Origin of the sequence: Methanoculleus sp., assembly GCF_020696975.1 — an archaeon.
In the GTDB taxonomy this organism is placed as follows: Archaea; Halobacteriota; Methanomicrobia; order Methanomicrobiales; family Methanoculleaceae; genus Methanoculleus.
This window is the reverse complement of sequence record NZ_JAJGBK010000003.1, coordinates 52,792-78,272: the sequence shown is the minus strand read 5'-3', so window position 1 is coordinate 78,272 and position 25,481 is coordinate 52,792. Positions and strand designations below refer to the sequence as shown.

The 25,481-nt window shown below is 61.0% G+C and carries 18 protein-coding genes and 1 tRNA gene; 5 read left to right on the top strand and 14 right to left on the bottom strand.

The features are described 5' to 3' along the window. Positions 1-59 precede the first annotated feature (59 nt). Genes QZ650_RS00685 through QZ650_RS00670 form a run of 4 tightly spaced genes read left to right on the top strand, consistent with a single transcriptional unit; the run spans position 60 to position 6,996 of the window. Complete coding sequence (locus QZ650_RS00685; RefSeq protein ID WP_292517491.1) at positions 60-1,220, top strand: exonuclease SbcCD subunit D; 1,161 nt, start codon at positions 60-62, stop codon at positions 1,218-1,220. Beyond that, positions 1,207-4,380: an SMC family ATPase gene (locus QZ650_RS00680; protein WP_292517494.1), complete on the top strand. Its 3,174-nt coding sequence runs from the start codon at positions 1,207-1,209 to the stop codon at positions 4,378-4,380. The genes QZ650_RS00685 and QZ650_RS00680 overlap by 14 nt, the downstream gene beginning before the upstream one ends. Next, entirely contained in the window at positions 4,380-5,420 is a 1,041-nt protein-coding gene (locus QZ650_RS00675) for a DNA double-strand break repair nuclease NurA (RefSeq protein WP_292517497.1), read from the top strand. The genes QZ650_RS00680 and QZ650_RS00675 overlap by 1 nt, the downstream gene beginning before the upstream one ends. After that, positions 5,398-6,996 (top strand): ATP-binding protein, encoded by a 1,599-nt coding sequence (locus QZ650_RS00670; protein WP_292517500.1) that lies wholly within the window; start codon positions 5,398-5,400, stop codon positions 6,994-6,996. The genes QZ650_RS00675 and QZ650_RS00670 overlap by 23 nt, the downstream gene beginning before the upstream one ends. Positions 6,997-7,072: 76 nt before the next feature. Here the strand turns inward: QZ650_RS00670 and QZ650_RS00665 are convergent, their stop codons facing one another. After that, positions 7,073-7,582, bottom strand: a complete 510-nt coding sequence (locus QZ650_RS00665) for a nucleotide-binding protein (RefSeq protein WP_292517503.1) — start codon at positions 7,580-7,582, stop codon at positions 7,073-7,075. Positions 7,583-7,594: 12 nt separating this feature from the next. After that, positions 7,595-8,467: a formate/nitrite transporter family protein gene (locus QZ650_RS00660; protein WP_292517506.1), complete on the bottom strand. Its 873-nt coding sequence runs from the start codon at positions 8,465-8,467 to the stop codon at positions 7,595-7,597. A 764-nt stretch (positions 8,468-9,231) separates the two neighbouring features. On the opposite strand from QZ650_RS00660, the gene QZ650_RS00655 reads away from it, so the two are divergent. Further along, positions 9,232-11,124 carry a chloride channel protein gene (locus tag QZ650_RS00655; RefSeq protein ID WP_292517510.1) on the top strand — a complete coding sequence of 631 codons (1,893 nt, stop codon included), beginning with the start codon at positions 9,232-9,234 and terminating at the stop codon, positions 11,122-11,124. 6 nt (positions 11,125-11,130) lie between these two features. Here QZ650_RS00655 and QZ650_RS00650 read toward each other — a convergent pair whose 3' ends face one another. From QZ650_RS00650 to QZ650_RS00595, 12 genes are all read right to left on the bottom strand, one after another. Then, a complete protein-coding gene (locus tag QZ650_RS00650) occupies positions 11,131-12,396 on the bottom strand; it encodes a Coenzyme F420 hydrogenase/dehydrogenase, beta subunit C-terminal domain (protein ID WP_292517514.1) in 1,266 nt (421 codons plus the stop codon). A 3-nt stretch (positions 12,397-12,399) separates the two neighbouring features. Next, the gene (fdhF, locus tag QZ650_RS00645; RefSeq protein WP_292517517.1) at positions 12,400-14,460 is read right to left on the bottom strand and encodes a formate dehydrogenase subunit alpha; all 2,061 of its coding nucleotides are present in this window, start codon (positions 14,458-14,460) and stop codon (positions 12,400-12,402) included. Positions 14,461-14,585: 125 nt separating this feature from the next. After that, positions 14,586-15,443, bottom strand: a complete 858-nt coding sequence (locus QZ650_RS00640) for a site-specific DNA-methyltransferase (protein WP_292517520.1) — start codon at positions 15,441-15,443, stop codon at positions 14,586-14,588. A gap of 59 nt (positions 15,444-15,502) precedes the next feature. Next, positions 15,503-15,721 (bottom strand): hypothetical protein, encoded by a 219-nt coding sequence (locus tag QZ650_RS00635; RefSeq protein WP_292517523.1) that lies wholly within the window; start codon positions 15,719-15,721, stop codon positions 15,503-15,505. A gap of 325 nt (positions 15,722-16,046) precedes the next feature. Next, on the bottom strand, positions 16,047-17,798 hold the full coding sequence (kaiC, locus tag QZ650_RS00630) for a circadian clock protein KaiC (protein ID WP_292517527.1): 1,752 nt from the start codon (positions 17,796-17,798) through the stop codon (positions 16,047-16,049). A gap of 159 nt (positions 17,799-17,957) precedes the next feature. After that, entirely contained in the window at positions 17,958-19,616 is a 1,659-nt protein-coding gene (locus QZ650_RS00625; protein WP_292517530.1) for a PAS domain-containing sensor histidine kinase, read from the bottom strand. Positions 19,617-19,660: 44 nt separating this feature from the next. Further along, on the bottom strand, positions 19,661-20,005 hold the full coding sequence (locus QZ650_RS00620; RefSeq protein ID WP_292517533.1) for a circadian clock KaiB family protein: 345 nt from the start codon (positions 20,003-20,005) through the stop codon (positions 19,661-19,663). A gap of 18 nt (positions 20,006-20,023) precedes the next feature. After that, entirely contained in the window at positions 20,024-20,344 is a 321-nt protein-coding gene (locus tag QZ650_RS00615; protein WP_292517536.1) for a circadian clock KaiB family protein, read from the bottom strand. A 175-nt stretch (positions 20,345-20,519) separates the two neighbouring features. Continuing rightward, on the bottom strand, positions 20,520-21,332 hold the full coding sequence (locus QZ650_RS00610) for a phosphoribosylformylglycinamidine synthase subunit PurQ (protein WP_292517539.1): 813 nt from the start codon (positions 21,330-21,332) through the stop codon (positions 20,520-20,522). 1 nt (position 21,333) lies between these two features. Further along, a complete protein-coding gene (locus tag QZ650_RS00605) occupies positions 21,334-24,186 on the bottom strand; it encodes an AIR synthase-related protein (RefSeq protein WP_292517542.1) in 2,853 nt (950 codons plus the stop codon). Between the two features lie 278 nt (positions 24,187-24,464). Then, the gene (locus QZ650_RS00600) at positions 24,465-24,992 is read right to left on the bottom strand and encodes a GNAT family N-acetyltransferase (protein WP_292517545.1); all 528 of its coding nucleotides are present in this window, start codon (positions 24,990-24,992) and stop codon (positions 24,465-24,467) included. A 327-nt stretch (positions 24,993-25,319) separates the two neighbouring features. Further along, a tRNA-Thr gene (locus QZ650_RS00595) sits at positions 25,320-25,392 on the bottom strand. Positions 25,393-25,481 lie beyond the last annotated feature (89 nt).

Sequence of the window (25,481 nt, the reverse complement as noted above, 5' to 3'; positions counted from 1 at the left end):
CACTTTCACGCCACGGAGATCAGGCATTTATACACAGGGGACACGGAGACTTATTGGGCATGAAGATCGTTCATTTGGCAGACACGCATCTCGGATTGTCGGCTTTTAACCGGGTAGATCCGGAGACCGGGATGAACCTGCGCGAACAGTTCATCTACGACAACTTCCTTGCCGCCATCGACCGGATCATCGGCTTACGCCCCGATGCACTCGTCCATGCGGGCGACCTCTTTCACCAGGTCAAGCCGAAGACCCGCGCCTACACGACGGCGCTCGACGCCCTCTCCCGCCTGCGGGACGCGGGAATACCGGTGCTCATGGTCGCTGGCAACCACAGTATGGCAAAGACCCGCTACACGGCATCGCCGTTTGAGGTGCTCGAGCGGGGCGGCTTTCGGGCAGGCGATCTCTACGTCGCTCACCACAACCGCTACCGGCAAGTCGAACTCGGGGACGCCGTCTTTCACCTGATACCGAATATGCTCCTTCCCGAAGGATACCGGACGGCGTATGAGGGGATCGAGTTCTCTTCCGGCACGAATGTTCTCGTCACCCACGGTCTTGCAAGCATCCTGAAGGATAAAAGGCTGCACACCGTCGCCGAGCACGAACTGGATGCGACGATCCTCTCCGACCGGTTCGATTATATCGCTCTCGGCCACTATCACAACCAGGTGCAGGTCGCCGACAACGCCTGGTACAGCGGGTCGCTTGAGCACTGCAACTACGGTGAGATAGCGGAGGAGAAGGGTGGTCTTGCTGTAGACCTGGCGTCAGGGAAGGTCGAGCATATCGACCTCCCGCGCACCCCCATGATCAGCCTCGGCCGGATCAACTGCGACGGGCTCTCGGCCAGAGAGGTCGTGGATGGGATCCTCGATGCGGCCGATAGCGCGGGTAAGAAGGTCTACCAGGCGATCTGCCAGGTCACCCTCGACGGGATACGCCGCGAGACGCTCCGTGCACTCGATCAGAAGGCCCTCGCGGAGGTCCGGAGCCGGATGCTTGACCTCAAACTGCAGGTGCTTGCCGTCGACGATCCGTCCCGGATCTTCTACGAGGACTCGCTCGTCGGCCTCGACTACGTCGCCGAGTTCGAGCGCTTCGTGGAGAGGGAGCACCTTGCCGGGGGCGACGAGGAGTTCGTGAAGAAGACCGGAACGGCGGTCCTCCGGTCGGTCATCGCGCGCCACAAAGAGGTGGAGAGTGCTTCTGAATAAACTCCGGATGAGGAACTTCAAGCGGTTCCGCGACCAGGAGATCACCTTCCAGGACGGCATCACGGGTATCGTCGGGAACAACGGGACCGGCAAGAGCAGTATTGTCGCTGCCATCCTCTTTGCCCTCTACGGGCTCCAGGGGACCGGGCTCGATGGAAACTACATCGTCAGCTCCTTTGCCGGACCGCAGGACGTCTGTGAGGTCCGCCTCGACTTTTTAGCCGGCGGCAACGAGTACGCTGTCGTCCGCAGGTTCAAGCGGCGCCCCTCCTCGACTCTCCACGAGGCGAACCTCTACCTGAACCAGAGACTCCTCGCAAGCAGCGTCCAGAAGGTTGGGCAGGAAGTGCAGCGGATCGTCGGCATGGGCGCGGGCGACTTCCGCAACACCATCTACGCCGGGCAGAAGGAACTCCTCACCCTGCTTGAGAGCCGTGCCGGGTCCCGCAAAGACTGGTTCATGCAGGTGCTGGGCATCGATTACCTCAAGAAGGACAGCATGGAGGACCTCAAAGGGGTCATCGATACCCGGGAAGGAACTCTGCGGGAGTTGTCGGGAAGACTCCAGGAACTCGACGCCGCTGCCATTCGCGACCGTCTCGTGACGCTTCGCACCGAACTTGCCCATGCGGAGGACGAACTGGAGCGGATCGGTGCCGGGGAGAGGGATGCCGCGGAGATGCTCGAGCGCGCCCGCAAAGAGCGTGATCGGCTGCTTTCGGTGCGCGACCGCTACCTGCACCTCGCGCGGGAGAGTGAGATGCTCACGAGCGAGATTGCACGGCTCCGTACCGAGTGCCGGGAGGAGGAGGCAGAGATTGCGGAGCGGCAGCAACTTCAGGACGAACTTGCAGAACTTGCCCGCCTTGCCGGTCGATACGAATCCCTGAAGGCGGAACTCGCCATGATGGCGGAGGAAAAGGTCGCCGCGGACCGCCTGACCCTTGAAGCGAAGGCCGCAGAGGAGCAGGGCCGGGAGTACGGTGAGCGCCGCGCGAAGATCGAAGCCGAACTCGCCGCACTGAGCGAGAGCAAGCAGGCGGTTGCCGGGCTTGAACGGCAGGTCGGGGAGTGGCAGACCCTCCGCGACCGTATCGCGGCGCTGAAGGCACTTCAGCCGGAGTATGACGCCCTCCGCGAAGAACTCGCCCGGATGGACGAACGGTTCGTCCAGACAGAGCGGCGGGTCCGGGAGAACCGGGCCGAGGTCGAGGGGATCGAGGAGAAGGTCCGGCGCCTTCGTGCGCTCGAGGCGGAGGTCCACGATCTCGATGCCCTTCGGGCACGTGAAGAGGTGCTCCTTCAGGCTCAGGAGTATGCCCGGCGGGAGGAGCGGTGTTTGCAGGAGGTTCGCACCGCGTCCGAAGAGATGAGCCTGCTCGAAAGCGAGATCGCCGGGCTTGCCCGGCAACTTGCCGGGATGGGCGCCATCGAGGAAGAGATCGAGTCCGCAGAGAGCCGGAAGGAGTACCTGACCTCGCGGCTCAGCGCATGTGCCGAGCGCCAGGAGGCGATCCGCGAGGAGATCCGGCGGCTGGCAGAACACCGGGCGGAGATCCTCACCGCAGGTCCGGAAGGGTCCTGCCCGATGTGCCACCAGAGCCTCGGCGAGCATTACGAGGGACTGGTCGGGGACCTTGCAACCGCTGCCGGGTCGATGCAGAAGACGCTTGCGGATCTCGAGCACGAGTATACGAAGGCAACCGTCGACCGCGAGACCCTGACCGCCACGCTGCAGGACCTTCACCGGCAGCGTCTCGCCTACCAGCGCTTAAAAGAGCAGCATGCTCTTTATGCGTCCCGGTACGAGCAGAGCGCGGGGGCCCTGCAGCGGTGGCAGGCTGAGGCCGGAGAGCACCGTGCCGCGATACGGGCGCTCGGCGTGGAGGGGTATGACCCTGCGGCGCACACTGCCCTCAAGGAGCGGATCCAGGCCCTCACCGGGAAGCGGGCGGCGGCCGATACCCTCCGGGGCGAGTGCAGCCGCCTCCCTGCCCTCCAGGAGGAGCGGCAGCGGCTCATCGCCGAGGTCGAGACTTATCTTGCCCGTAAAGAGGAGGTCGAGACGAAGATCTCCCGGCTCGGGTTCGACCCCGAGACCCGGCAGCGCCTGGAGAGTGAAGCCCAGGCTCTTGAGGCGTCCTACCGCGCGTACGCCGAGGCGCAGGCGCGCCTTCAGAGGAGGCCGGCACTGGAAGAGGAGTTGAACGCCACTCTCGCAAAGATAGACGTTCTCCGGGGGAGGCAGGATATCGCGCAGGATGCGCTTGCGCGCCTCTCGTTCGATCCGGGACGGTTCGCCAGCCTCGGTGAGGAGTGCAGCCGTGCCGAAGCGGCACAGCGGAGAGCGCTTGAACTCCGGGTCCGCCTCGAGGAGGTCCCGCGTCTCTCCCGGGCGCTTGAGGCGAAACGAAACCTCCTCGCGACACGGGAGAGCGAGTTGCTCCGCTCCAGGGCGGCCATCGAAGAGCTCGGTTTTGATGAACAGACGGTCGCGGCAGCAGAGGAGGCGCTCGCGGCCTGTGAGAGGGATCTTGCTGCGGCACGCGAGCAGAAGTATGCGGCGGCTGCCCGGATAAGCAGCCTGAAGGCGGATATCGAGGGCGAGACCGTGAGACTCTCCCGGTCGGAGGACCTCGTCAGGCAGCAGGAGACGCTCACCGAGGAGATCGGCCGCCTCAAACTGACCCGGTCGCTCATCAGGGACTACGGGGATTATCTCCTGCAGGTGGTCCGGGACCGGATCGAGGAGGAGGCGGGGAGGGTGCTTGCCGAGATCACCGATGGTCGCTACGGCACGGTGATGCTGGACGACGACTTCACCGTCCTCGTCCACGATATGGGAGATGACTACCCGGCCGACCGGTTCAGCGGCGGGGAGCAGGACGACATCGCCATAGCCCTCCGGGTCGCCCTCTCCCGGTTCCTTGCCGAGGTGAACCAGGTGCATGACTCCACGTTCCTGATCTTTGACGAGATCTTCGGGAGCCAGGACGAAGGGCGGCGAAACAACCTCCTCCGGGCACTCCGGACCCAGGAGGCCCATTTCCCCCAGATCCTCCTCATATCCCATATCACGGAGGTTCAGGACGAGTTCTCGACGACACTCATGGTCGAGATGGGGGCGGACCAGGCAAGCAGGGTTCAGGAGTTCGAGTGATGGTGGAACAGAAGACCCTCTACCTGAACGCGATCCGGCGGGTCGCAGGAAGGATCCGCGATTCCGTCCCGGAGGACCTTGCCGGGCGATTCAAAGCCGCCGGCGGGTTCGACGTGGCATCGTACCGCCGCTGCCGCCCCGAGTTCGGCGGGGCCGTCTGCGCGGTGGACGGGAGCAACGCCATCGTCCTCGATGCAGGCTGTTTTGCGATTGCCGCCGTCCGGGCATCGGTCAGCGCGTATGCCGGCGACGCGCGTCTCTGCCGTCGGACGACGCCTCTCCACATCGTCACGGTCAACCCGGGGACCGGGAACGAGGATTTTGATACGCTCTTTTACGACTGTTTCCACTCCTCCCCGAAGGTGCACCTCGACCACGACGACCCGATCCGGAACACCGCGGTCATCCGGGATACCCTCGAGTTCTGGGCGGCGATGGAGATGGCCGCGGAACTCGATACCGGGGACCTCATCGTTCTCGACGGCACGCTCCAGGTCCGCCACGCAAGCCACGACGAGGTTGTCGAGAACCTCCTGAACCTCTGCAATCTCCGGGGAGTGCTCATCGCCGCGGTGACGAAGCGGACGTCGCTCACCTGGGGCGGGGGGCACCCGATCGTCCCGGCGGCGGAAGGGCTTGCCCGCGACCTTGGTGTCCCTGAACCCTGGTACATCTGTGTCTCCGCCGCCGATGGCCTGATCGACCGCCGGGAGACCTACCTCTGGAAGCAGCGGGGCGAGCAGTACGTCGCGCGGCTGCACCCGCGGGCGGAGCGCGCGTTCAAGGTGGAGATCCCGAAATACTACAGCCCTGAGATGGTTGACCGGGTCTTCTCCGCGCTCGCCAGTTTTGCCGACGACGGAAGGGTCCCGGGCTACCCCTACCCGCTCCTCGATGCCCATCTCACGACCAAGATCGGGAAGGATGCGGTCGACCAGGTCCGCCAGGACATCATCCGTGGCATGGACCTGCTCGGCATGAACCTTGCCGACTACACCGGCATCTTTGGTGATTACCATGATGAGTTTGATCGATATTGACGGCGACGACGCCTCGAAATACCGGCTGATCGGGGACCGGGTGCTCAGTTACCGGTTTGCCATCCCCCACGATGAGGAACTCTTCCTCGGGGACATCTTAAAGATCACCGACCGCGTCAAAGGGCTGACGTTCTTTGCCAAGGTGAGCGACCTTCTCCACGACTGCAACTTCTCCGACCCCAAGTGGGATACCCGTCCCCATACCGAGCACTTCTACGAGATTGGGGAGGACGTCTTCATCCTCGTCGAGGCGATCCCGCTCGGTTACGTGGGAGAAGACGGCGCATTCCGGAAACCCCGGACGATCCCCGCGAAGTTCTCCCGCGTTGAGCGGCCGGAGTCCCGCGACTTCGCGTTCCTCCGGCAGGTGATGGGGGAGATCGAGGTCGGTGTGATGAAGACCGGTCAGGGTGTGCTTCGGGACGTGAGGGTGGCGCTCCATCCGGCGGTGATGCGCCAGCACATGGGCGTCTTTGCCACGACGGGCATGGGGAAGAGCAACTTCATGAAGGTCTTCTGTGCGTCCTGCATGCAGGCCCGGGCGTTCGGGCTCCTTATTGTCGACCCGCACGGCGAGTACGTTGCCGGTGGGCGGTCGTCGAGCGGTCAGGATACCCTGGGGCTCATCCACTACCAGGCCGGCCGGGAAGGGCTCGCGGTCTTCTCCACCCGGTCGGAGGAGTTCAGGAGAAAGTATCTTTTAAACCAGCTCTATCTTGACTACGACGACTTCCGGATGCCCGACCTCCTCCTCCTCTACGAGCACTCACCGCCCCAGCGTGAGGTCGTGGAGATGCTCGAGAGCACGCCGGGATCGGACGTGATCGACTTCTTCCAGAACACCGACTTTGCAACGTTTGATGCCGATACCTACACCGGCCGGCATCCCCGGATTGCGAACGACCTGAAAAACTTCTCGCCGAGCACACTCTCGGTGATGCAGCGGCGGGTCGCGGGCATGCTCAACCGTAACCGGGATTTTCTCAGGAGGCAGGGTTCCTCGATCCCGGACATCATGAAAGCGCTTCACGAGAACAAGGTCGTTCTTATCGATATCCCGGGGATGAGCGAACAGAGCGAACTCTTTGTCCTCTCGATCATAACGCGCAAGATCATGCGCAGCCACCAGGGTGAGGATGCAAAGAGCGAGGAGGAGCCAAAACAGGTGCTGATCACCATCGAGGAAGCCCAGCGGGTGCTGGGCTCGGGGCTTGGAAACACCCGGATCTTCCGGGAAGCCGCGATGGAGGGGCGGAAGTTCGGCGTGGGGCTCTGCGTGGTCACCCAGCAGCCGAAGAACATCGATGCCCGGGTCCTTGCCCAGTTAAACACCTTCGTGGTGATGGGGCTCTCCGACCGGGGGGACCGCGAGATGATAGCAAGCAGCGCAAAGCAGGACCTCTCGCGTCTCGATACCGAGATTCAGACGCTTGAGGCGGGTGAAGCGGTCATCAGCACCATCGGGATTCCCTTCCCCGTGAGCACCCGGATCCATCTCTTCGAGGAGTATATCGAGGAACTCAACAAAAAACCTCGAGCAAAGCCCATAGATGACGGACTTGAAAATACGTTTTAGATACGAAGGTGATGTTGGCAGGAAACCGTATTGTTTCCGCCGTCCCTTCACTGAATTGCTTGACACCCTCCGGGCGTCAGGATTGCTGATCGTTCTTGATCTTCCGTATGGAGACGCAGTTGATGACCGCATCCCCGGACAGGATGTAGCGTTTGACGACGACTCCGAGCACCTCGACCACATCCCCCTTCTTTACGTCTTCCGCCGGCGAGGTGAACATCTTGACCGATATCTCACCCGTCCGGTCGGCGACGAGGTACTGCGGCCGGTTGAGGAACTGGAAATACACCCGCTCGACGACACCCTTTATGCGTACCGGTTCGCCGAGCCTGTTCAGGTTAATCTCCCGTATCCGGGCATTCTTCGCTTCTGCTTCGTATACGGGCACCAGTGACGCATACTGTGTCTGGCTCATATAGTTGAGCGCTATTGGTATGAGGACCAGCATGACCGCCACGGGTACGCCCCAGATCAACAAGTGTACATCCCCGGTAGCAAGGACATACGCTGCCATCAGGACAATAAAAAAGAGGAAGACCGCCAGGACAACTGGCGACACCCTCACTTTGACATTTCCAATCTGCATCGTTAATCAGGGTTACTTGAGGGCTGCAATTTCCTTTCTGAATGCGACCCAGTAGAGGACACCGACGAAGAACAGACCGCCGACGATGTTGCCGAGTGTGACCACAATCACGTTGTTGGTCCACATGTTTACCCAGTTGACCGTAGCGACCGCCGTTGAGGGGTCAATACCCGTGACGAAGATGCCTGCCGGGATGAAGTACATGTTCGCAATGCTGTGCTCGAACCCGCTGGCGACGAAAGCGAAGATCGGGAACCAGATACCGACGATCTTGCCGATCGCGTCATCGGCGCATATACCGAGCAGGACAGCAAGGTTGACGAGCCAGTTACAGGCAATTGCCTTGAGGAAGAGCGACCATAACGCCATAGCGCCGACGTAACTCGTCTTTGCAGCCGCTATCCCTACTGCTCTCGTACCAAACGCGGTGATTGTTGCGACTCCGGCGGCATCGTAGCTGACACACGGCCCGTATGCCATGATGTACGCGAAGATAACCGACCCGATGAAGTTTCCGATATATACCCAGACCCAGAGGTTGAGCACGCTTGCCCAGCTGACCTTGTGGATGAACGCTGCCATGGGGGCGAGCATCGCGTCGCCGGTGAAGAGTTCGGCACCGGTCATGATCGTGATGATAAGCCCAACAGGGAAGACAGCACCCAGAATGAGCTGGGAGATACCGGGACTCGCGGCACCGAACCGCATCGCAACGTCGGTTGCCTGGATACCGGTCGAACAGACCGTCGCCAGAGCAGCACCCATCGCGATGAACGCTCCGGACAGGATACCACGCAGGACCATGTTCCAGGCCGGCAGTCCGACCTTGTACTTTCCTGCATCACCCGCTTTTGCTACGATAGCAACTGGAGGATGGAACACCATTTTTCATACACCTCTCTAAACGTCCTACCTATACCATCAGGTAATCCGAATGGATAGGTCTAATTAATCAGTAATTTGAGAGTGCTATTAATAGGTTTCGAAATGATCGTTATGCCTGCGACGTATAATCTAAATTCAAGCATTTATCTCTGCCGCAAGTTAATTCCTGCAACTAAACATCAATAGTCGACAAACGGCTCTTTTGCCTTCACTTTTGGCTGCACGCGGAATAAAACAGGTTTTTGGGATGGTATTTGGGCGGATATCCGGGAGGAGGCGCGCGGATCTCCTGATCGCGAGCCGTACTCGTTTCAGGGCGGCAAAAACCCGGTAAAATAATCGTCCCTGGGTGATTCAAGGATGCCATGTCTGCCGTGGTTCAGTTATATATGCTCCGGGTGGTCCTCTCTCGACCGGTCGCCCGTTCCTCTCGGGGGATGGGTGCCGTTGCAGGAGCGTCTCCTTTACGGTTGTGGTTGCACTCCTGTGAGGCGCATATGCCGGGGATTTCCGGCGGTTGCGGGCCTGCTCAGATATTTTCACCGTTCCCGGGATATCGGGGATTATAGGGGTGCTGCCGGGCATCTGGTGGTAACCGGCACCAGGATGTCATCGCGGGAGGCCACCCGGGCAGCTCCGGGAGCAATGCCGACTGTGAAGGCGCACCGGGATGTCTGACAGACGCGCATAGCCTTCTGCTATATATTGCCGCGCGAAGTTAATCAAATAACATAAATGTTAAACAAACTTACTCCCTGTATTCCATGCAGATCGAGGAAACCGTCACTCCCTATAGAAGGATTATACTCATCGCCATCGTTGTCGGTCTCATCTCCGGTATCGGTGCTCTGTTCTTCTTTGAAGGACTGAAATTGGGAACTGCATTTTTCATGGAAGGCATCGTCGGGTTCCAGCTCCCAAAGGAAGGGCAAACTCTCCAGGATATCGCTCAATGGACCCCTCCCGATCATCTCTGGATGATTCTCCCCGTCATATGTTTCGGGGGACTCCTCTCCGGCCTTCTGGTCTACACCTTAGCTCCGGAAGCGGAAGGGCACGGGACCGATGCGGCAATAAAAGCGTTTCATGGCGAGGGACGGGTACGCTGGCGCGTTCCCCTCATCAAGGCGGTCACTGCCGTCCTGACCATCTCGACGGGAGGAAGCGCCGGACGTGAAGGACCGACCGCACAGATGTCGGCCGGCTTCGGCTCGATCGCCGCCGATCTTTTAGGCCTCTCTGCGCGTGAGCGGAGGCTTGCTATCGCCACCGGTGTCGGCGCCGGAATCGGCACGATCTTTATGGCGCCTCTTGGGGGGGCAATCCTCGCTGCGGAGATCCTTTACAAACAGGATTTCGAGACCGAAGCAATCGTTCCCGCGTTTCTGGCTTCGGTCATCGGGTATGCCATCTTTGGCCTGGTTGAAGGCTTTGAACCGGTCTTCGGCCCCGGGGTGACCTTCTGGAACGTCTCCCAGATTCCGTTCTTCATCCTCCTCGGCGTGGTCTCGACTGCCGTCGGCCTGATCTACATAAACACGTTCTACGGGACGAACAGGGTTTTTAAAAGGGTATTCAGCAGTCTGAAGATCCCGAATCACTTCAAACCCTTCACCGGGGCATTTCTCACCGGCACGTTCGTTCTTGCTCTTGCGGCCTTCTCTCCTGAAGCGGCAATCGTCGGGCTCGCCAGCCTTGGAACCGGATATGGTTTCACACAACTTTCGCTGTACAACATGCTCCCGATCGGGGTGCTGCTCTTTCTCCCGTTTGCGAAGATCCTGACGACGTCGCTCACCATCGGCTCCGGGGGGAGCGGCGGCGTTTTCGCGCCGGGGCTGGTGATCGGCGGGGCGACAGGTGGCGCTTTCGGGTCGCTGCTGCACCTCGCCTTCCCGGGGAGCGTGCCCATTGAATCGGTGCCGGTCTTCGTCGTCGTCGGGATGATCGCTCTCTTCGGGGCAATCTCCCACGCGCCGATCGGAGTCATGATCATGGTCGTGGAGATGACCGGCGACTTTTCCCTGCTCGTGCCGGCGATGGGTGCCGTCTCGGTGGCGGTTCTTCTCATCGGTCAGTCCACCATCTTCCGTGAACAGGTGCTGAACCGGTCCCGGTCGGCGGCCCACCGCGACGAGTATACCATCGAGATTCTCCAGGAAATCCACGTGGACGACGTTATGGTGCCCCGCGACCGGATCGTCGCCGTATCGTCCGATGACACCACTGGAAAGGTGCTCCGTCTGATCGACGAGACGCTGCATACCGGGTTTCCGGTGCTTGATGGTGAAGGGAAGCTTGTCGGCATGATCGCCCTCGATGATGTCCGGGATAACCGGGCGAACGGCGAGCACGACATACTGGTGGAGGATGTCATGAGTTCGAGGGTCTTTACTGTGCATCATTCCTGCACGCTGCGCGAGGCCCTGGATCTGATGACCGAGCACGACATCCACCATCTGCCCGTCGTCCCGGCAGAAGACCCGAGGATGCTCTCGGGTTTTGTCACCCGAACGGACATCATGAAAGCGTATGTCAGAAAGGCGTCGCAATCCGGGGGGAAACACCATTCTACGGCGAACAGCACCCTGATAGAACCCCATACGGCGCCGGAAAGCAGTTCTGACGGGAAAAAAGGGCCGATGGTGGAGGGTTGAACCCCGTCAGCGGAAGATGTCGAAGATCTGGTCGCTTCCCGTCGCCTCAAGCCGTTCGCGCTCCGGTTTCTCCTCGACGAGCGCCAGCACCGGCGGGGTCATGTCCTCGCCCGGGTGGAACCCGAAGAGTTTCTCGAGATCGGTCTGGATTGCGTGGAGGAAGACCGAGTTCGAGATCTCGACGGGACAGAGTTCCTCGCACTGGCCGCAGTTGACGCAGGAGTCGGAGATGTGCGCGAACCGGATGAGGTGGAACATGAACGGGGGCGGAATCACGCCCGGTTCGACCAGATAATCCTTCCTTGTGCTGCAGTCGATACAGTAGCAGATCGGGCAGTTCTCGATGCAGGAGTAGCACTTGATACACCTGCTCGTCTGCTCGCGGATCTTGTTCAGGCGCTCCGTTCCTTCGCCGAGCGCTCCGAAGTAGCGGGCCCGCCACTTGTCGCCGAGTTTGAGCATGGCGTTCTCGACCTTGCCCCGGATCTCGATCCCTTTTGCCGGAGCCGTCTCCGTCGCCAGCGCGCCCGCCTGCACGGCGGCGTTGAGGAGGTTCGCCCCCTTCTCGGAGCAAACCTCGACAAACGTTGCGTTGCCGGCTTTTTCCCCGATGACGCCCCAGTTGCCGCAGGCGAGGTCTGCCTGGCGGGGGATCTTGATCTTGCACCGGCGGCAGTTCGAGCGGCGGCCGAGCCCCTCGTTTCCGAGGAGGTCCTCCGCTCCTTCTTCGAGTTCGTCGATCGAGACGGAGGCGTGCTGGCCGTCCTCTGTCTCGACGATGAACTTCCCTTTGTCGATCTCCTCCTTGACGACCGAATCGGGATCAAGACCGAGCCTGTCGCGGACGATGATCCGCGCCGTCTCCGGCCGGATGGTGCCGCCGCAATTTAAGCCGATCACGATGATGTTGTCCAGGTTGGCCTGGCCACGCTTCGCCATCTCGTAGATCGCCTTGACGTCGCAGCCTTTGAGGACCGTCGCGATCCGCATATTCGGGTCGGTCGCGAGGAGACACCGCCGCATCTGTTTGGGGAGGAGCAGGGTGCCGCAGTGGAGCGACCCGGCAATCCCCCCGATCTCGGCGGGATCGGTGATCAGTGCCGGGACCGCGTCGTAGACGTCCGCGCCTTTCCTGACTGCAAAGACCCCGTCGACCATACCGCTCTCGAGAGCGTGGCGCAGCAGCGCGGTGACCGCCCCGCCCGTCTCCGCTTTCGCGCGGAGTTCGTCGTCCGTTGTCCACGCGTAGAGTAAATCTCCTTTTCCTGCCATCTCTTACACCTCCGCAATCTTCTCGACCTTCACGGCGCAGGCCTTGAACTCCGGGATCTTTGCTACGGGGTCAAGCGCGTTATGAGTCAGCCTGTTTGCCGGGTGCTCCTTGTAGTGGAACGGGATGAACGTCACTCCCTTGATGATCCCGGGGGTGACCCGTGCGGGGATATCGACGGACCCGCGGCGGGTGCTTGCCCGGACGACCTCGTTGTCCTTGATTCCGAGTTCCTTCGCATCCTCGGGGTTGATCTCGATCCAGCCGATGGGCGCCTCCTTCTCGAGGCTCCACGATCGGCGGGTCATGGTGCCGGTGTGCCACTGCCAGATGGTGCGGCCGGTCGTGAGGACAAACGGGTACTCGGCGTCCGGAACCTCGGCGGGGGGTTTCCACTCGATGGGCGAGAAGACCCCGAGACCGTCGGGCATGGCAAACGTCTCCTTATGAAGGATCGGGGTGCCCGGGTGCTCCGCCGTCGGGCATGGCCAGTGCAGGCCGTCCGGGTCGAGACGGGCGTAGGACATGCCGTGGTAGGACGGCGTGACGGCGGCGACCTCGTTGAAGATCTCCTCCGCACTCTGGTAGGGGAACTGCTTCGCGTAGCCCATCCGGCTCGCGAGTTCGCTGATGATCTTCCAGTCTTCCTTCGCCTCGCCCGGCGGGTCCTGGGCCTTCTTCCAGCGCTGGACACGCCGCTCGGTGTTCGTCTGGGTGCCGTCCTTCTCCGCGTAGCATGCCGCAGGCAAAACGACGTCGGCAAGTTCGGCGGTCTCGCTCATGAAGATGTCCTGCACGACCAGGAACTCGAGGTTCTCAAGCCCGTGCCTGACGTGCTCGATGTCCGGGTCGGAGAGCATCGGGTTCTCGCCCATGATGTACAACGCTTTGAGTTCGCCGGGGTTGTCGGCAAGGATGTTGACCATCTCGGTGACGGTGTAGCCGACCCTGCCTTCGGCGATATCCTCGACACCCCAGGTCTCCATCATCTTCTTTCTGGTCGCCTCATCGGTGACCTTCTGGTAGCCGGAGTAGACGTTCGGGAGGGCTCCCATGTCGCAGGCGCCCTGGACGTTGTTCTGGCCGCGGAGCGGGTTGACGCCGCCGCCGGGTTTGCCCAGGTTGCCGGTGAGCATCATCAGATTAGCGGTCGATTTGACGTTGTCGACGCCGACGGTGTGCTGGGTGATCCCCATCGAGTAGATGAGCGTGGCAACATCGGCCTCTGCAATCCACTCGGCGGCGGTCTTGAGACTCTCGACCGGGATACCGGAGACCTTCGAGACATTCTCAAGACTGTAATCATCCTTCATGACGACTTCCTTGAGCTTTTCGAAGTCTTTCGTCCGGTTCGCGATGAAATCCTTGTCTTCGCGGCCATTCTTGATGATCTCCTGCATCAGGCCGTTTAGGATGGCGACATCCGTCCCGGAGACGAACGGCATGTAAAGGTCGGCCTGCTTGGCGGTCGGTGTGTTGCGCGGATCGGCGACGATCACCTTCGCGCCGCCCTCCTTTGCGCGGATGATGCTCCGCCCGATCAGCGGGTGCTGCTCGAAGGTGTTGCTCCCAAGAACAAAGACACACTTTGACTCGGCGATGTCCACGATCGAGTTGGTCATCGCGCCGGACCCGAAGACCGCCGCAAGCCCGGCGACGGTGGATGCATGGCAGAGCCGGGCGCAGTGGTCGACGTGCGGCGTCTTGAGGACCACCCGTGCGAATTTCTGCATCAGGTAGTTCTCCTCGTTCGATGTCCGTGCGGAGGAGAAGCAGGCCATCTCGTCGGGCTTGTAGGACTTGAACTTCTCCGCGATCAGGTCGTAGGCCTCGTCCCACGTCGCCTCGACAAACCCGCCCTCCTTCTTGATGAGCGGTTTTGTGAGGCGGTCGGGGCTGTTGATGAATTCGTGGGCATAGCGTCCTTTGGGGCAGAGTTTGCCCCCATTGACGGGTGCGCGCTGCCAGTGCGCCACGTCAAAGACCTTGCCGTCCCGGACGACAAGGTTGAACCCGCACCCGGTGCCGCAGTACGGGCATGTCGTAGACACATACTTGATATCCATTATTCTCCCTCTGGCAGGGACTACATGCCGCCTGAATTATATAATGTACGTGGTTCAGGCCATTTTTTTGAGGAATAATGGTGGGGGCAGAGCCGGGTATGTCATGCCCGAAGAAAGAGTCTGCATCAGTTCGGTCCTTCTTGCCGGCGTGCTTCGGCGATCCGGGCCTCTGCGATCGCCCGGTATTCCGGGTCGATCTCGAACCCGATATAGTCCGCGCCGACGGCGATTGCCGCGAGCGCTGTGCTCCCGATGCCCATGAAGGGATCGAGAACGAGCGTCCCGGGCCGGCAGCCGTGGAGCCGGATGCACATCTCCGGGAGTTTCTCCGGGAAACTCGTCGGATGCGGCCGGGACGAGCGGATGGTCCGGTAGGGGATGAACCAGGTGTTCCCCCGGTCGCGGAGGTCGCGTTCCGCTGCCTTCCAGCGGCCGATATTGCTCTTGTCCTGGTAGGGCACGCCTATGCCCAGTTTGTCGAGGGCCACGTCGCCCTTCTTCGTGAAGTGGAAGATGTGCTCGTGGCACTGGCTCAGATAGCGGGCGCTGTTCACCGGCTGGTAGTGGCCGACGGCAATATCCCCGGCGATATGCTCGTAGTTGCCCACATCCTCCTTCTCGATCGCGACCGACTTGACCCAGTGGATGACGTTCTGCAGTTCGAAGTGAGGACGGAACCGCTGGATGACATCGAAGGGTATCCAGGGGTCCCGGGGTTTGCCGCCGATGTTGAGGAAGAACGAGCCGTCGTCGGCGAGGATGCGCGCCACTCCGGCGGCAACCCGTCCCATCCAGTCGAGATAGTCTTCGCGGGGCTTTTTGTCGTCGTAGGAGTTGTACTCCTTCCCGATGTTGTAAGGCGGTGATGTGACGATGATATCGACCGAACCTGCCGCCAGGCGCTGCATGCCCTCTATGCAGTCCATGGTATGGATGGTGTTGACCGCAAGCCCCCCATACCCATCTCTCTCCTCTTCTGCCACTCCGATCACTTATGGGTTCGTGGTCCTCCGCAAAAAAGGTGAACGAACCGGGAGGGGTGTCAGGATGGTTCGTCCTCGCCCAGCACCTTCTGCCGGGCCCTCTCGAGGGCATCGATGAAGTCCTCGACCTCGTAGGGGTTGAGCCCCTCCGATCCCGGCTCGAGGCGTATGACCTCCAGAAGCGCATCTTTGAGGATCTCAAGACGGCTCTCCGGGGGGAGAAGGATCTCGAACCGGCGGAAGATGCGGTCGGAGACACAGACGAAGTTCCCGTGCATGGATGCAAACGTCAGGATCTCGTCTGCGGAGGGGACGTCCGCCTGATCGACCTCGATCTGGAGGACCGCAGGCGTATCGGCGCTCTCCTCTGCAAAACAGCGGGTGACCCTGATCTTCGTGGCAACTCCCCCGGTTCCGGCTGGATAATTCTCTATGGAGAATAATATTGTTGCGATGCCGGGGAGGATCGTTCCACCGGGCGACGCAGACAGGATAAGGGCGGGACCGCAGAGGGCCGATCACTCCAGCAATGTGGCTCATCAGGTAATCCTCACCGCATTGAGTCGGGATACCGAACTCCCTTCCTCTCAGGCGCCTCTCAACTCATTGTTCCCGGTCATGCTCCCGCGCTGCTCTGTCCGCCTGCCGCATGCGGGCAAGGTGCCCCCTCTCCTCTGATTGGGCTCGCTTTTTCCGGTCCAGCTCGCGGGAGAACCGGTCGAACTCTGTCTGCACCCCCTGGCACTCCGCCTGAAGGGCTGCGATCCGGGCTTCGAGCACCTTGCGCTTCCGGTCAGCCTCAATCCGCCGGGCGCGAAGTTCGTCCTCGCGGTTCCGGACCTCCTCCCCTTCCTCCATCTCGCTGATGTAGCGCGCCGAGCCGGTCAACACACCGCCTGGCCCGAGGTAGACGTCTGCGAGATCGATCCCTTCATCGGTGATGATGACCTCCCGAACCTGGTTGGAGTGCGCCATGCCCCGGGACTTCAGAATATACAGGCCCCGGTCCCGCTCGCTGCCGGACTCGATGAATTTGAGGAGGATCCACACATCCATCAGCGACGACATCTCGATCCTCGCCTGTTCAGGGGATCCATCCGCCCGCGTCAGGTCGGTGAAGAGCCCGGTGATCTGGTTGACCTTTAAATAGTCGACGAACCGGATCAGCATCGCCTTCGTGTCCGCCTCGCTGCCTACCGTGATGAGGCTCGATATGGGGTCAACAACAACAGCGTCCGGCCGAAAGATCTGCACATCCCGGAGCATGGTGGCAAGGTGCGTCTCAAGGCCGTACGCCGTCGGACGGGATGAGCGGATCTCAAGGTTTCCTGCATCAATCCAGGCCTGAAGGTCGATCCCGATAGATCGCATGTTTCGCACGATCTGGCTCGGCGACTCTTCAAAGGCGAAGTAGAGACACCGCTCGCCTCGCCGGCAGGCCGCATCTGCGAAAGCCGCGGCAAAACTCGTCTTGCCGCTGCCTGGCGCGCCTGATATCAGGACGCTTGAGCCTCGGTAGTAACCCCTGCCACCGAGCATCGCATCGAGCCGTTCGATGCCGGTGGAGACCCGGTCTTCGAGAGCTTCGTGTTCGAGGCCGAGGGTGGTGACCGGCATGATGACGATACCTTCGCGCGCCGTGATCAGGAACGGGTACTCGTTCGTGCCGTGGGTGGAGCCGCGGTACTTGACGATGCGCAGGCGCCGGGTCGAGATCTGGTTGGTCACCCGGTGGTCGAGGAGGATGACGGCGTCGGAGACATATTCTTCAAGGCCGTGCCGGGTCAGGCATTCGCCCTGGCCGCTCTCGCCGGTCACGACCGCCGTGACGCCCTTCTCCTTGAGCCAGGAGAGGAGCCGACGAAGCTCGGCGCGGATGATGCCTTCGTTCGAGAGGCCTGAAAAGAGGACCTCGATGGTATCGAGCGCGACGCGTTTCGCCCCGATAGAATCGATCGCATACCCGAGCCTGATGAAGAGCCCGTCGAGGTCGTACTCGCCGGTCTCCTCGATCTCGCTCTTCTCGATCCGGACATAGTCGATCGAGAGTTTCTCTTCCTCGATCAGCCCCGGGAGGTCGAAGCCGAGGGAGCGGACGTTCTTGACCAGATCCTCTGCCGTCTCCTCAAAGGAGACGAAGACACCGGGTTCATCGTAGTGCACCGCCCCGTTCACCAGGAACTGCATGGCAAAGAGCGTCTTCCCGCTCCCGGCTTTTCCGACGACAAGTGTCGGCCGCCCCTTCGGGAGCCCGCCGGCGGTGATCTCGTCAAGACCCTGGATGCCGCTCGGCACCTTTGCCAGAGCGAGTGCGCTATCCCCGGACGGTGCCGGAGCACCTCCTACCTGATCCATATTCGTTTGATGATCCGCATTCACCATAAAATGCTTCGAAACGCCGTGACCCGGCGCTTCTTTGCCCCGCACAAGAGGGCCGGGGGGAGCCGTATCACCGATCGAGCCACGCAGAGGCACAATCCCGGGGTCTTCCCTGTCCGGGACTCAACACAGTTTTCAGGCCTTTTTCAGCGTGAACCGGAACGCTGCGCCGCATTCCGGGCGGCCCGGCACCCGATCGTCGACCCAAATCCTGCCGCCGTAACGTTCGACCAGGATCTGGGCCAGATAGAGCCCGAGCCCCTCGCCGACACCTCGCTGCTTCTTCTCGTAGCGGTGGAAGATCGCCTCCTTATCCGCATCCGGAACACCGGGACCGGTATCCTCGACCGAGACCCGCACAAACCCCCCCTCATCCTCCGTCCGGACGACGATCGCGACGTCGGGACCGCCGTGCTTGACGGCGTTGCCGATCAGGTTGGAAAAGACCTCCGGGAGGAGTTCGTCACCCTGCACAAGGGATGAAACGCCCTCGTAGTGGATGCTGTTGTCTGGATGCCGGCTGATCTCATCACGGATGATTGCATCAAGTTCGACCGGCCGGATCTCGGGCAGTCCGTGATGAATTCTCCGGATCTTTGAGACGGTGCCCAGGATCTCGATGCTCTTCCTGACGCTCCGCTGGAGTTTCTCTGCATATTTGGCCGCTTCACCGTCGAGGGTGGCAAGGAGGAGTTCGGTGTAGAGATTCGAGACATTCTCGGTGTTTCCGATATCATGCGTCAGGATATCCAGGTAGAGGTTCGCCTCGCGGTGCGCACTCTCGAGTTCGCTATGAAGCCGTGCCCGTTCTTCTTCGGCACGCTTCTGCTCGGTTACGTCGGCGGCAACGCCGATGAGGCGTTGATGCCGCCCTTCCGGGTCCTGGAGTACCAGGCCCCGGCTTGCAACCCAGCGGAGGGAGCCGTCGGATGAGCGGCGGATGCGGAATTCAGCCATGTATTCACCATTGCGGGCGATGGCCTCATCTATGGCCTGCTGGATACGGGGCCGATCCTCCTGCACCACGACGGTCCTCCAATCGTCGCGCGTCTGCAGTGCGCCGGCATCGGGAACACCCCAGAGTTTCACCAGCGCTTCAGACGGAATAACCTTCCCGGAGGTCAGATCGATCTCCCAGGGCGCGAGACTGGCGGCATCGAGAGCCATCGCCAGCCGCTCTTCGCTCTCGCGCAGGGCCTGGTTGGATCTGGCAAGCTCGATGGTCCGCTCTTTGACCCGGTTCTCGAGTTCGGCATAGGCTCTCCTGAGAAGTTCCTCCGACTGCTTCTCCTCGGTCAGGTCCGTCACAACCACGGAGAAGACCTGCAGCCCGTCCATCCGCAGGAGTTTCAGGGAGAGGTGCACCGGCACCAGGTTCCCGTTACGCGCCTGGAGCATGCTCTCGCCCGCGGTGCCGGAGGGGTCCCCATTCTTCATCATCCCCCGGAACCGTTCCACACTGACAGGGGCGATGAAGCCATGGATCGACTCTCCCATCAGGTCCTGAAGGGGTATGCCGAGAAGCCGGGCGAACGACTCGTTGCAGTAGAGGATGGTGCCGTCGGTGGAGAGCGTCGCAGCCCCTTCCTGCATCTGCTCGACGAGTACGCGATAGGGGTGTTCGGCGGTGTTTAAGGTATAGACCTTCTCGCCCTCGTCCGTCGAGACGAGGAAGGCATCGACTTCTCCCCGTCGGATCGCCGAAAGGGTCTCTTCGGCCTCCGCAAAGCCTCCGTAGAGTTCTTCCAGTACACGAAGGAGTTCCTCCTCTCGCGGTAATCGAGGTACGTTCATTTCGGATGAGTCCTCTGGAGCGTATTCACCGGGAGAGCGCAAGTTCACTCCAACATCTTGATCCCAAGCCCGACAAGGATACGATCTTCGTCCGACATATCCCCGATCAACTTCCTGATGGGCAGGGGAAGCTGCTTGATGAGCATGGGCACCGCGAGGATCTGGGCTTCTTTTGCCAGTTCGGGGTGCTGGTAGATGTCAATCACCTCAAGATCATAACTCCCTTTGTAATTCGTCTCAAAGATGTTCTTGATGTTCTCGATCGCCCTCTGTGACCGGGGGGTCATCCCCGCTACATAGAGCCGCAGAATGTAGCGGGAGTCCGTATCCTTCAGTGCCGCCTCGAATTCTTCCGTGGTCCGGGCCTTTCTGTCGCTCTCGTTGCTCACCTGGTCAACTCCCTTAAATCAGGTTTTATTCCCGGGCCGTATATCTAAACCAACCAGGACCTTCTCGGTGTTCGAGAGATCGCCGATGATCTTTCTTAAGGGCGGGGGGAGTTTTCGGACCAGCGTGGGTACGGCGACTATCTGATCGCCACGTGCAAGCTGGGGATGTTCGATGAGGTCGATCACCTCGATCCGGTATCGCCCGCAGAGGTGCTCCTCGCAGAATTTCTTCAGGTTGGCAAACGCTGCAAGCGATTTCGGGGTCTGGCCTGCGACGTAGAGCCGCAACTCCCACACCTCTCCGTTCTCCTCGTCGGTCATCTCCTGTTGGGTACTCATCGTACTCCCTCTTACCCTCCCGACTACCTCTAGTTTTCCGTCACCGGCCGATCTGCCGGCCTGCCCGGGGTAAGCCTGATATCCGGCTCTCACACCTTCTTCCCCGTGAACCGGAATGTCATCCCTTTACCCGGGTTTCCGGGCACCCGGGATCCTGAAAAAAGTATCCCGGGGGTTATTCCCCGAAGTACGCAACGATGTTCCTGAAGAACTGCATGTTCATCGACTCGGTGGGCAGGGGTTTGCCCTCGCGCTTCAGCCGCTCTTTTCTCACCGGCCAGTCGTAGAGGTTCACGAACTCCATGGCCCGCTCGGGGTGCGGCATCAGGCCGAGGACCTTGCCGTCCGCCGAGGTTATCCCGGCGATATCCGCGAGCGCCCCGTTCGGGTTGTAGGGGTACTCCCCTCCCGCGGGGGAGAGGTCGTCGCGGCAGTACCGGAACGCGACCATCTCCTCCCGCTCGATCCGCTTTAAGGTCTCCTCGGAGCAGGAGAAGTTCCCTTCGCCGTGGGAGACCGGGCAGTAGAGGTGCGAGATGCCCTTCGTCCAGAGGTTATCCGCGGCAGGTTTCAGCGTGACGAACCGGCACTCCAGTACACCCTTCCGGTTCGGCATCAGGGCGATCTCGCGGGGGCGGTCCTGATCGAACGCGGGAACGAGGCCGAGATTCGCGAGGATCTGGAAGCCGTTGCAGATCCCGAGCACCAGGTTGTCTCCCGCGAGGAACTCCTTTACGTCGCTCCAGAGGTTGTTTCGGACGCGGTTTGCGTAGGCGTTGCCGGCGCCGGTGTCGTCGCCGTAGGAGAACCCGCCGGGGAAGACCATCAGCCGGTAGTCGGAGAGGGATCTCTCTCCCGCGATGAGGTCGTTGATGTGGACGATATCGGACGCCATGCCGGCCCGTCTGAGAGCTTCCGCCGTCTCCATCTCGGAGTTGATCCCGTAGCCGCTCATGATGAGGGCTCTTGGATTGTTTGCGCGAACCATATCAATACCCCCCGAAAGGCGCTTTATACGCAGTTTCCATTGCCGTCACCGGCTGCTCGATGAGGGTTTTCCCTCCTGCCGATACCCGGAAGGCCGTGCCGCCGACGCGGCCGATGAGGTGCGCGTCGCTGCCGAAGATCTCCTCGAAGGATTCGCGGTCGGAGGGGGCGACCGTGACGACGAGCCGCCCGAGCGACTCCGAGAGGAGGTAGGTGTCCGGGCGCATCCCGCCGGGGATGGCGAGATCCATGCCGATTCTCCCGGCGATCGCGACCTTTGCGAGGGCGACGAGGAGTCCTCCGTGCGTCACCGGGAAGGCGGACGCCACGAGTTTCTTCTCGATGGTGTCGGTCATCCTCTCGTAGCGCGCCTTTGCTGCCTCGATATCGAGGGACGGGACCGTACCCCCCTCGATACCGAGGTGCGCGAGGTACTCCGACCCGCCGAGTTCCTCCCGGGTCTCCCCCACGACGTAGACGAGGTCGCCGCCGAACTTCGCGTCCATCGAGACCGCGGTCGTGACGTCGGGGTGGACGCCTATCGATGTGATGAGGAGGGTCGGGGGTACGGAGACCTTCACGGGGTTAGAGTCGGCGTCGAACCCGGAGAAGTCGTTATACATGCTGTCTTTCCCGGAGATGAACGGTGTGCCGAACCCGACCGCGCCGTCCCGGCACCCGAACGCAGCCTGCTTGAGCTGCCAGAGCCGCCCGGGCGCGTCGGAGGAGCACCAGCAGAAGTTGTCGAGGAGCGCGATCGTCTCCATCGGGACGCCTATCGCGACGAGCCCGCGGATTGCCGCATCGATCGCGGCGAGTGCCATGCGGTAGGGGTCGAGTTCCGAGTAGGACGGGAAGAGGCCCTGCGAGAGCCCGACGCCCTTCATCGAGCCGGGGACGACCTTCGTCAGCGTGGCCGGGGTCTGGACCCGCCCGGCTCCCTGGACCGGGCCAAGGATGTGCCCGCCCTGGACGGTATGGTCGTACCGGGTCGAGATGAACTCTTTGGAGCAGATGTTCTTCCTTTTGAGCATCGCGAGGAGGAGGTCGTCGAGCCGGTCCGGGCACGGGAAGTCGGGCTCGGGATAGGCCGCCTTTACGGGCTTTGTCACGAGATGCTTCTTTGGCAGGCCGTCGTGGAGGAAGTCGAGGTCGACGTCCATGACGGCTTCGCCGTTGTACTCGACGACGCATCTCCCCGTATCGGTGAACCTCCCGATGACGGTCGCCTCGACCTCTCTCCTCTTCATCAGGTCCATGAACGCCTCGACCTTCTCCTCCGGGACGGCGAGCGTCATCCGCTCCTGCGATTCGGAGATCCAGATCTCCCACGGCGCCATGCCGGGGTACTTCAGCGGGACGCGGTCGAGGAGGACGTGGCACCCGCCCGACTCTCGCGCCATCTCGGCGACGGAGCAGGAGATTCCTCCCGCCCCGTTGTCGGTGATGCTCCGGTAGAGGTCGAGGTCGCGGGCCTCCTTGACGATGACGTCGGAGAACTTCTTCTGGGTGATGGGATCTCCGATCTGGACCGCGGTCACGGGGCTTGCCGGGTCGAGGGCTTCTGAAGAGAAGGTGGCCCCGTGGATCCCGTCTTTGCCGACCCGGCCGCCGACCATGACGATGAGGTCGCCGGGGAGAGCCTGCTTCTCGTGGAGCGGCTTTCCGTTACGGGCACGCGGCATCACGCCGACGGTGCCCGCGAAGACGAGTGGTTTCCCCACATAGCGGTCGTGGAAGTAGCACCACCCCTGCGGCGTCGGGATGCCCGAGCAGTTGCCGCCGACATCGACGCCGCGGACGACGCCCTCGAAGATCCTCCGGGGAGAGAGGATGGGATTCGTCCGGTTCTTCCCGCGGAAGAGGGCCGGCTCGGTATCGGGGTCGCCGACGCAGTAGCCGTAGATGTTGATGCAGGGCCTGGCCCCAAGGCCGAACCCGATCGTGTCGCGGTTCACCCCGACGATCCCGGTGAGCGCCCCGCCGAAGGGGTCGAGGGCCGAGGGGGAGTTGTGGGTCTCGACCTTGCAGGTCACGAGGTGCTCGTCGTCGAAGACGATTGCGCCGGAGTTGTCGGTGAAGACCGAGACGCAGATGTCGTCGTCGCCCTTTGCCTCACGGACGGTGTTGGTGGCCGCCTGGATGCAGGTCTTGTAGAGCCCCCGGGGGACGTCGTCGTCCATGGCTGAGGCAAAGATCGTGTGCTTGCAGTGCTCGCTCCAGGTCTGGGCGAGCGACTCGAGCTCGACATCCGTCGGCCTCCGTCCGAGCTCCCGGAAGTAGTCGCGGATCGCGTGGAGCTGGGCGAGGTCGAGGGCAAGCGGCCCGCGCCGCTCCCCTGTCTTGGGATCGACGATCCCCTCTTTCCCGATACGTGCGAGTTCCGGGTCGGGGAGGTCGAGATCGACGGTTCCGGCGGCCTGCAGGTCGTGGAGGCGGACGAAGGGGGTGATCGGGTCCATCCCCGTCTTGCCGTACTCCTCGCGGCTCCTGACGTGGACGCGGTTGACGAGCGGGTTTGCGAGAGCCGTTGTAAGCCTCTGGAGGGTTTCGGGCGTGAGGTCGCCGGCGGCGAGGTAGAGCTGCGACGAGAAGACCGCCTCCCCCTCGCCGAACCGGAACCCGAAGTAATCCTCGATGGTCTGTCTTGCCGTCGTCCCGGCGTTGTCGGTGACCCCGGGGAGGAACCCGACCTCGATCGCATAATCGAAGGCGGCCTCGGTCGGCCGGTCGACGGAGTAGTGCTGGACAACGGGGTTGCTGAGCTGCGCGCCGATCTGCGAGAGTTCCTCAGGGGTAAAGTCCCTCTGGGAGGTCGCTACGGTATAGACGTCGACAAGGTGCAGCTCGCGCACGGGGATGCCCAGCGAGCGGAACCTCTCGGTACGCGTCTGTAGCCGTGGATCGTGAGAATAACGAACCTCAATCCGGTGGACGTGAGAGGCCATGTATAAATATGGGTTGGATCTGGTGAAAAGGACTACGATGGGGTGGGGGTGCGGTTGGGTCGGAGGGGGGCCGGGTGAGATTTGAGACGCTTTAACCATACCCCTCTCTTTTTCAGCATGTCTGTGTCTCCGGAGCGCGCCGGGCTCATTTTGGGTGTATTTTCAAACAAGGTCAATAATGGGATCTACAAACTTTTTCTCGCCTGGATGATATGTAAAACATCAAAATAAAATGGAATGGTGTCCTTTTGTGGGCCTTCCGGGTTGACTAATGCCCTTCGAAAATCTGATTTTTCATAGAACCCTGCAGAGGTCGGTTTAGAGTCAACCGTTAGAATCCTACAGCCGACATGTTCGGTAGTGTCGCCCACAATAGAAAAGATCTCTATTAACATGTTAGTCCCGATACCGCAATGTCGGTAATCGTCGTGAACTGCCAGCCGTGCAATTTTTATTGCTGGGTAATATCGATATTTATAACCCTTTATTCGATCTCCCCGTATCATCTCCTCTTTTTCGATGCAATCGGTTACAAGCGTAAAATATCCCACAAGGGTCCCTTTCCAGAAAACGACTCGCGTGACTGAGAAGAAACTGTTCTGACACCGTAAGGCATCTTCTTTTAGAAATCCCTCTAAATCAACTTCTTCGGGGTTACTACAACAAGAAAAAGAATTAACATCAATTCCTTCGTGGAGAGTGATGTACTCCAACTCTTCATCAGGAATGGTTCTACCATTAAGATCGCTTTTGAGAACGCACCGCAGCCTCCCTGACTAAAAACTGGCCGCGCGTACTCAGGTCATTGTGCTCAAGGAATCTCTCAAACCTGCGAGCATCCTCACCTTTTAATTTCAACCCTAACTCTATAGCCTTCGCCATTACACCCACCCCGCACATGTGGCGTGCATATGCGTTATACGTAATACGATGAGATATACGCATCTGAAGAACTAATATATGTTTCCATACCTCTCGTCCACGAATTGATCGAGAATATGAGGCTCAATTTAAAATAGGCTAATAAGTTGGCTTCTTAGAGCCCCAGCCGAGATTTGAACTCGGGACCTGCTGATTACAAGTCAGCCGCTCTGCCAGCTAAGCCACTGGGGCATACCTTATATCGTGGGCGGTCTGCGGTAAAAAAGGTGGCGCCGGTTCCCCTCACTCCTCCTCGGCATCCCCCGGTTGATCACCATAAC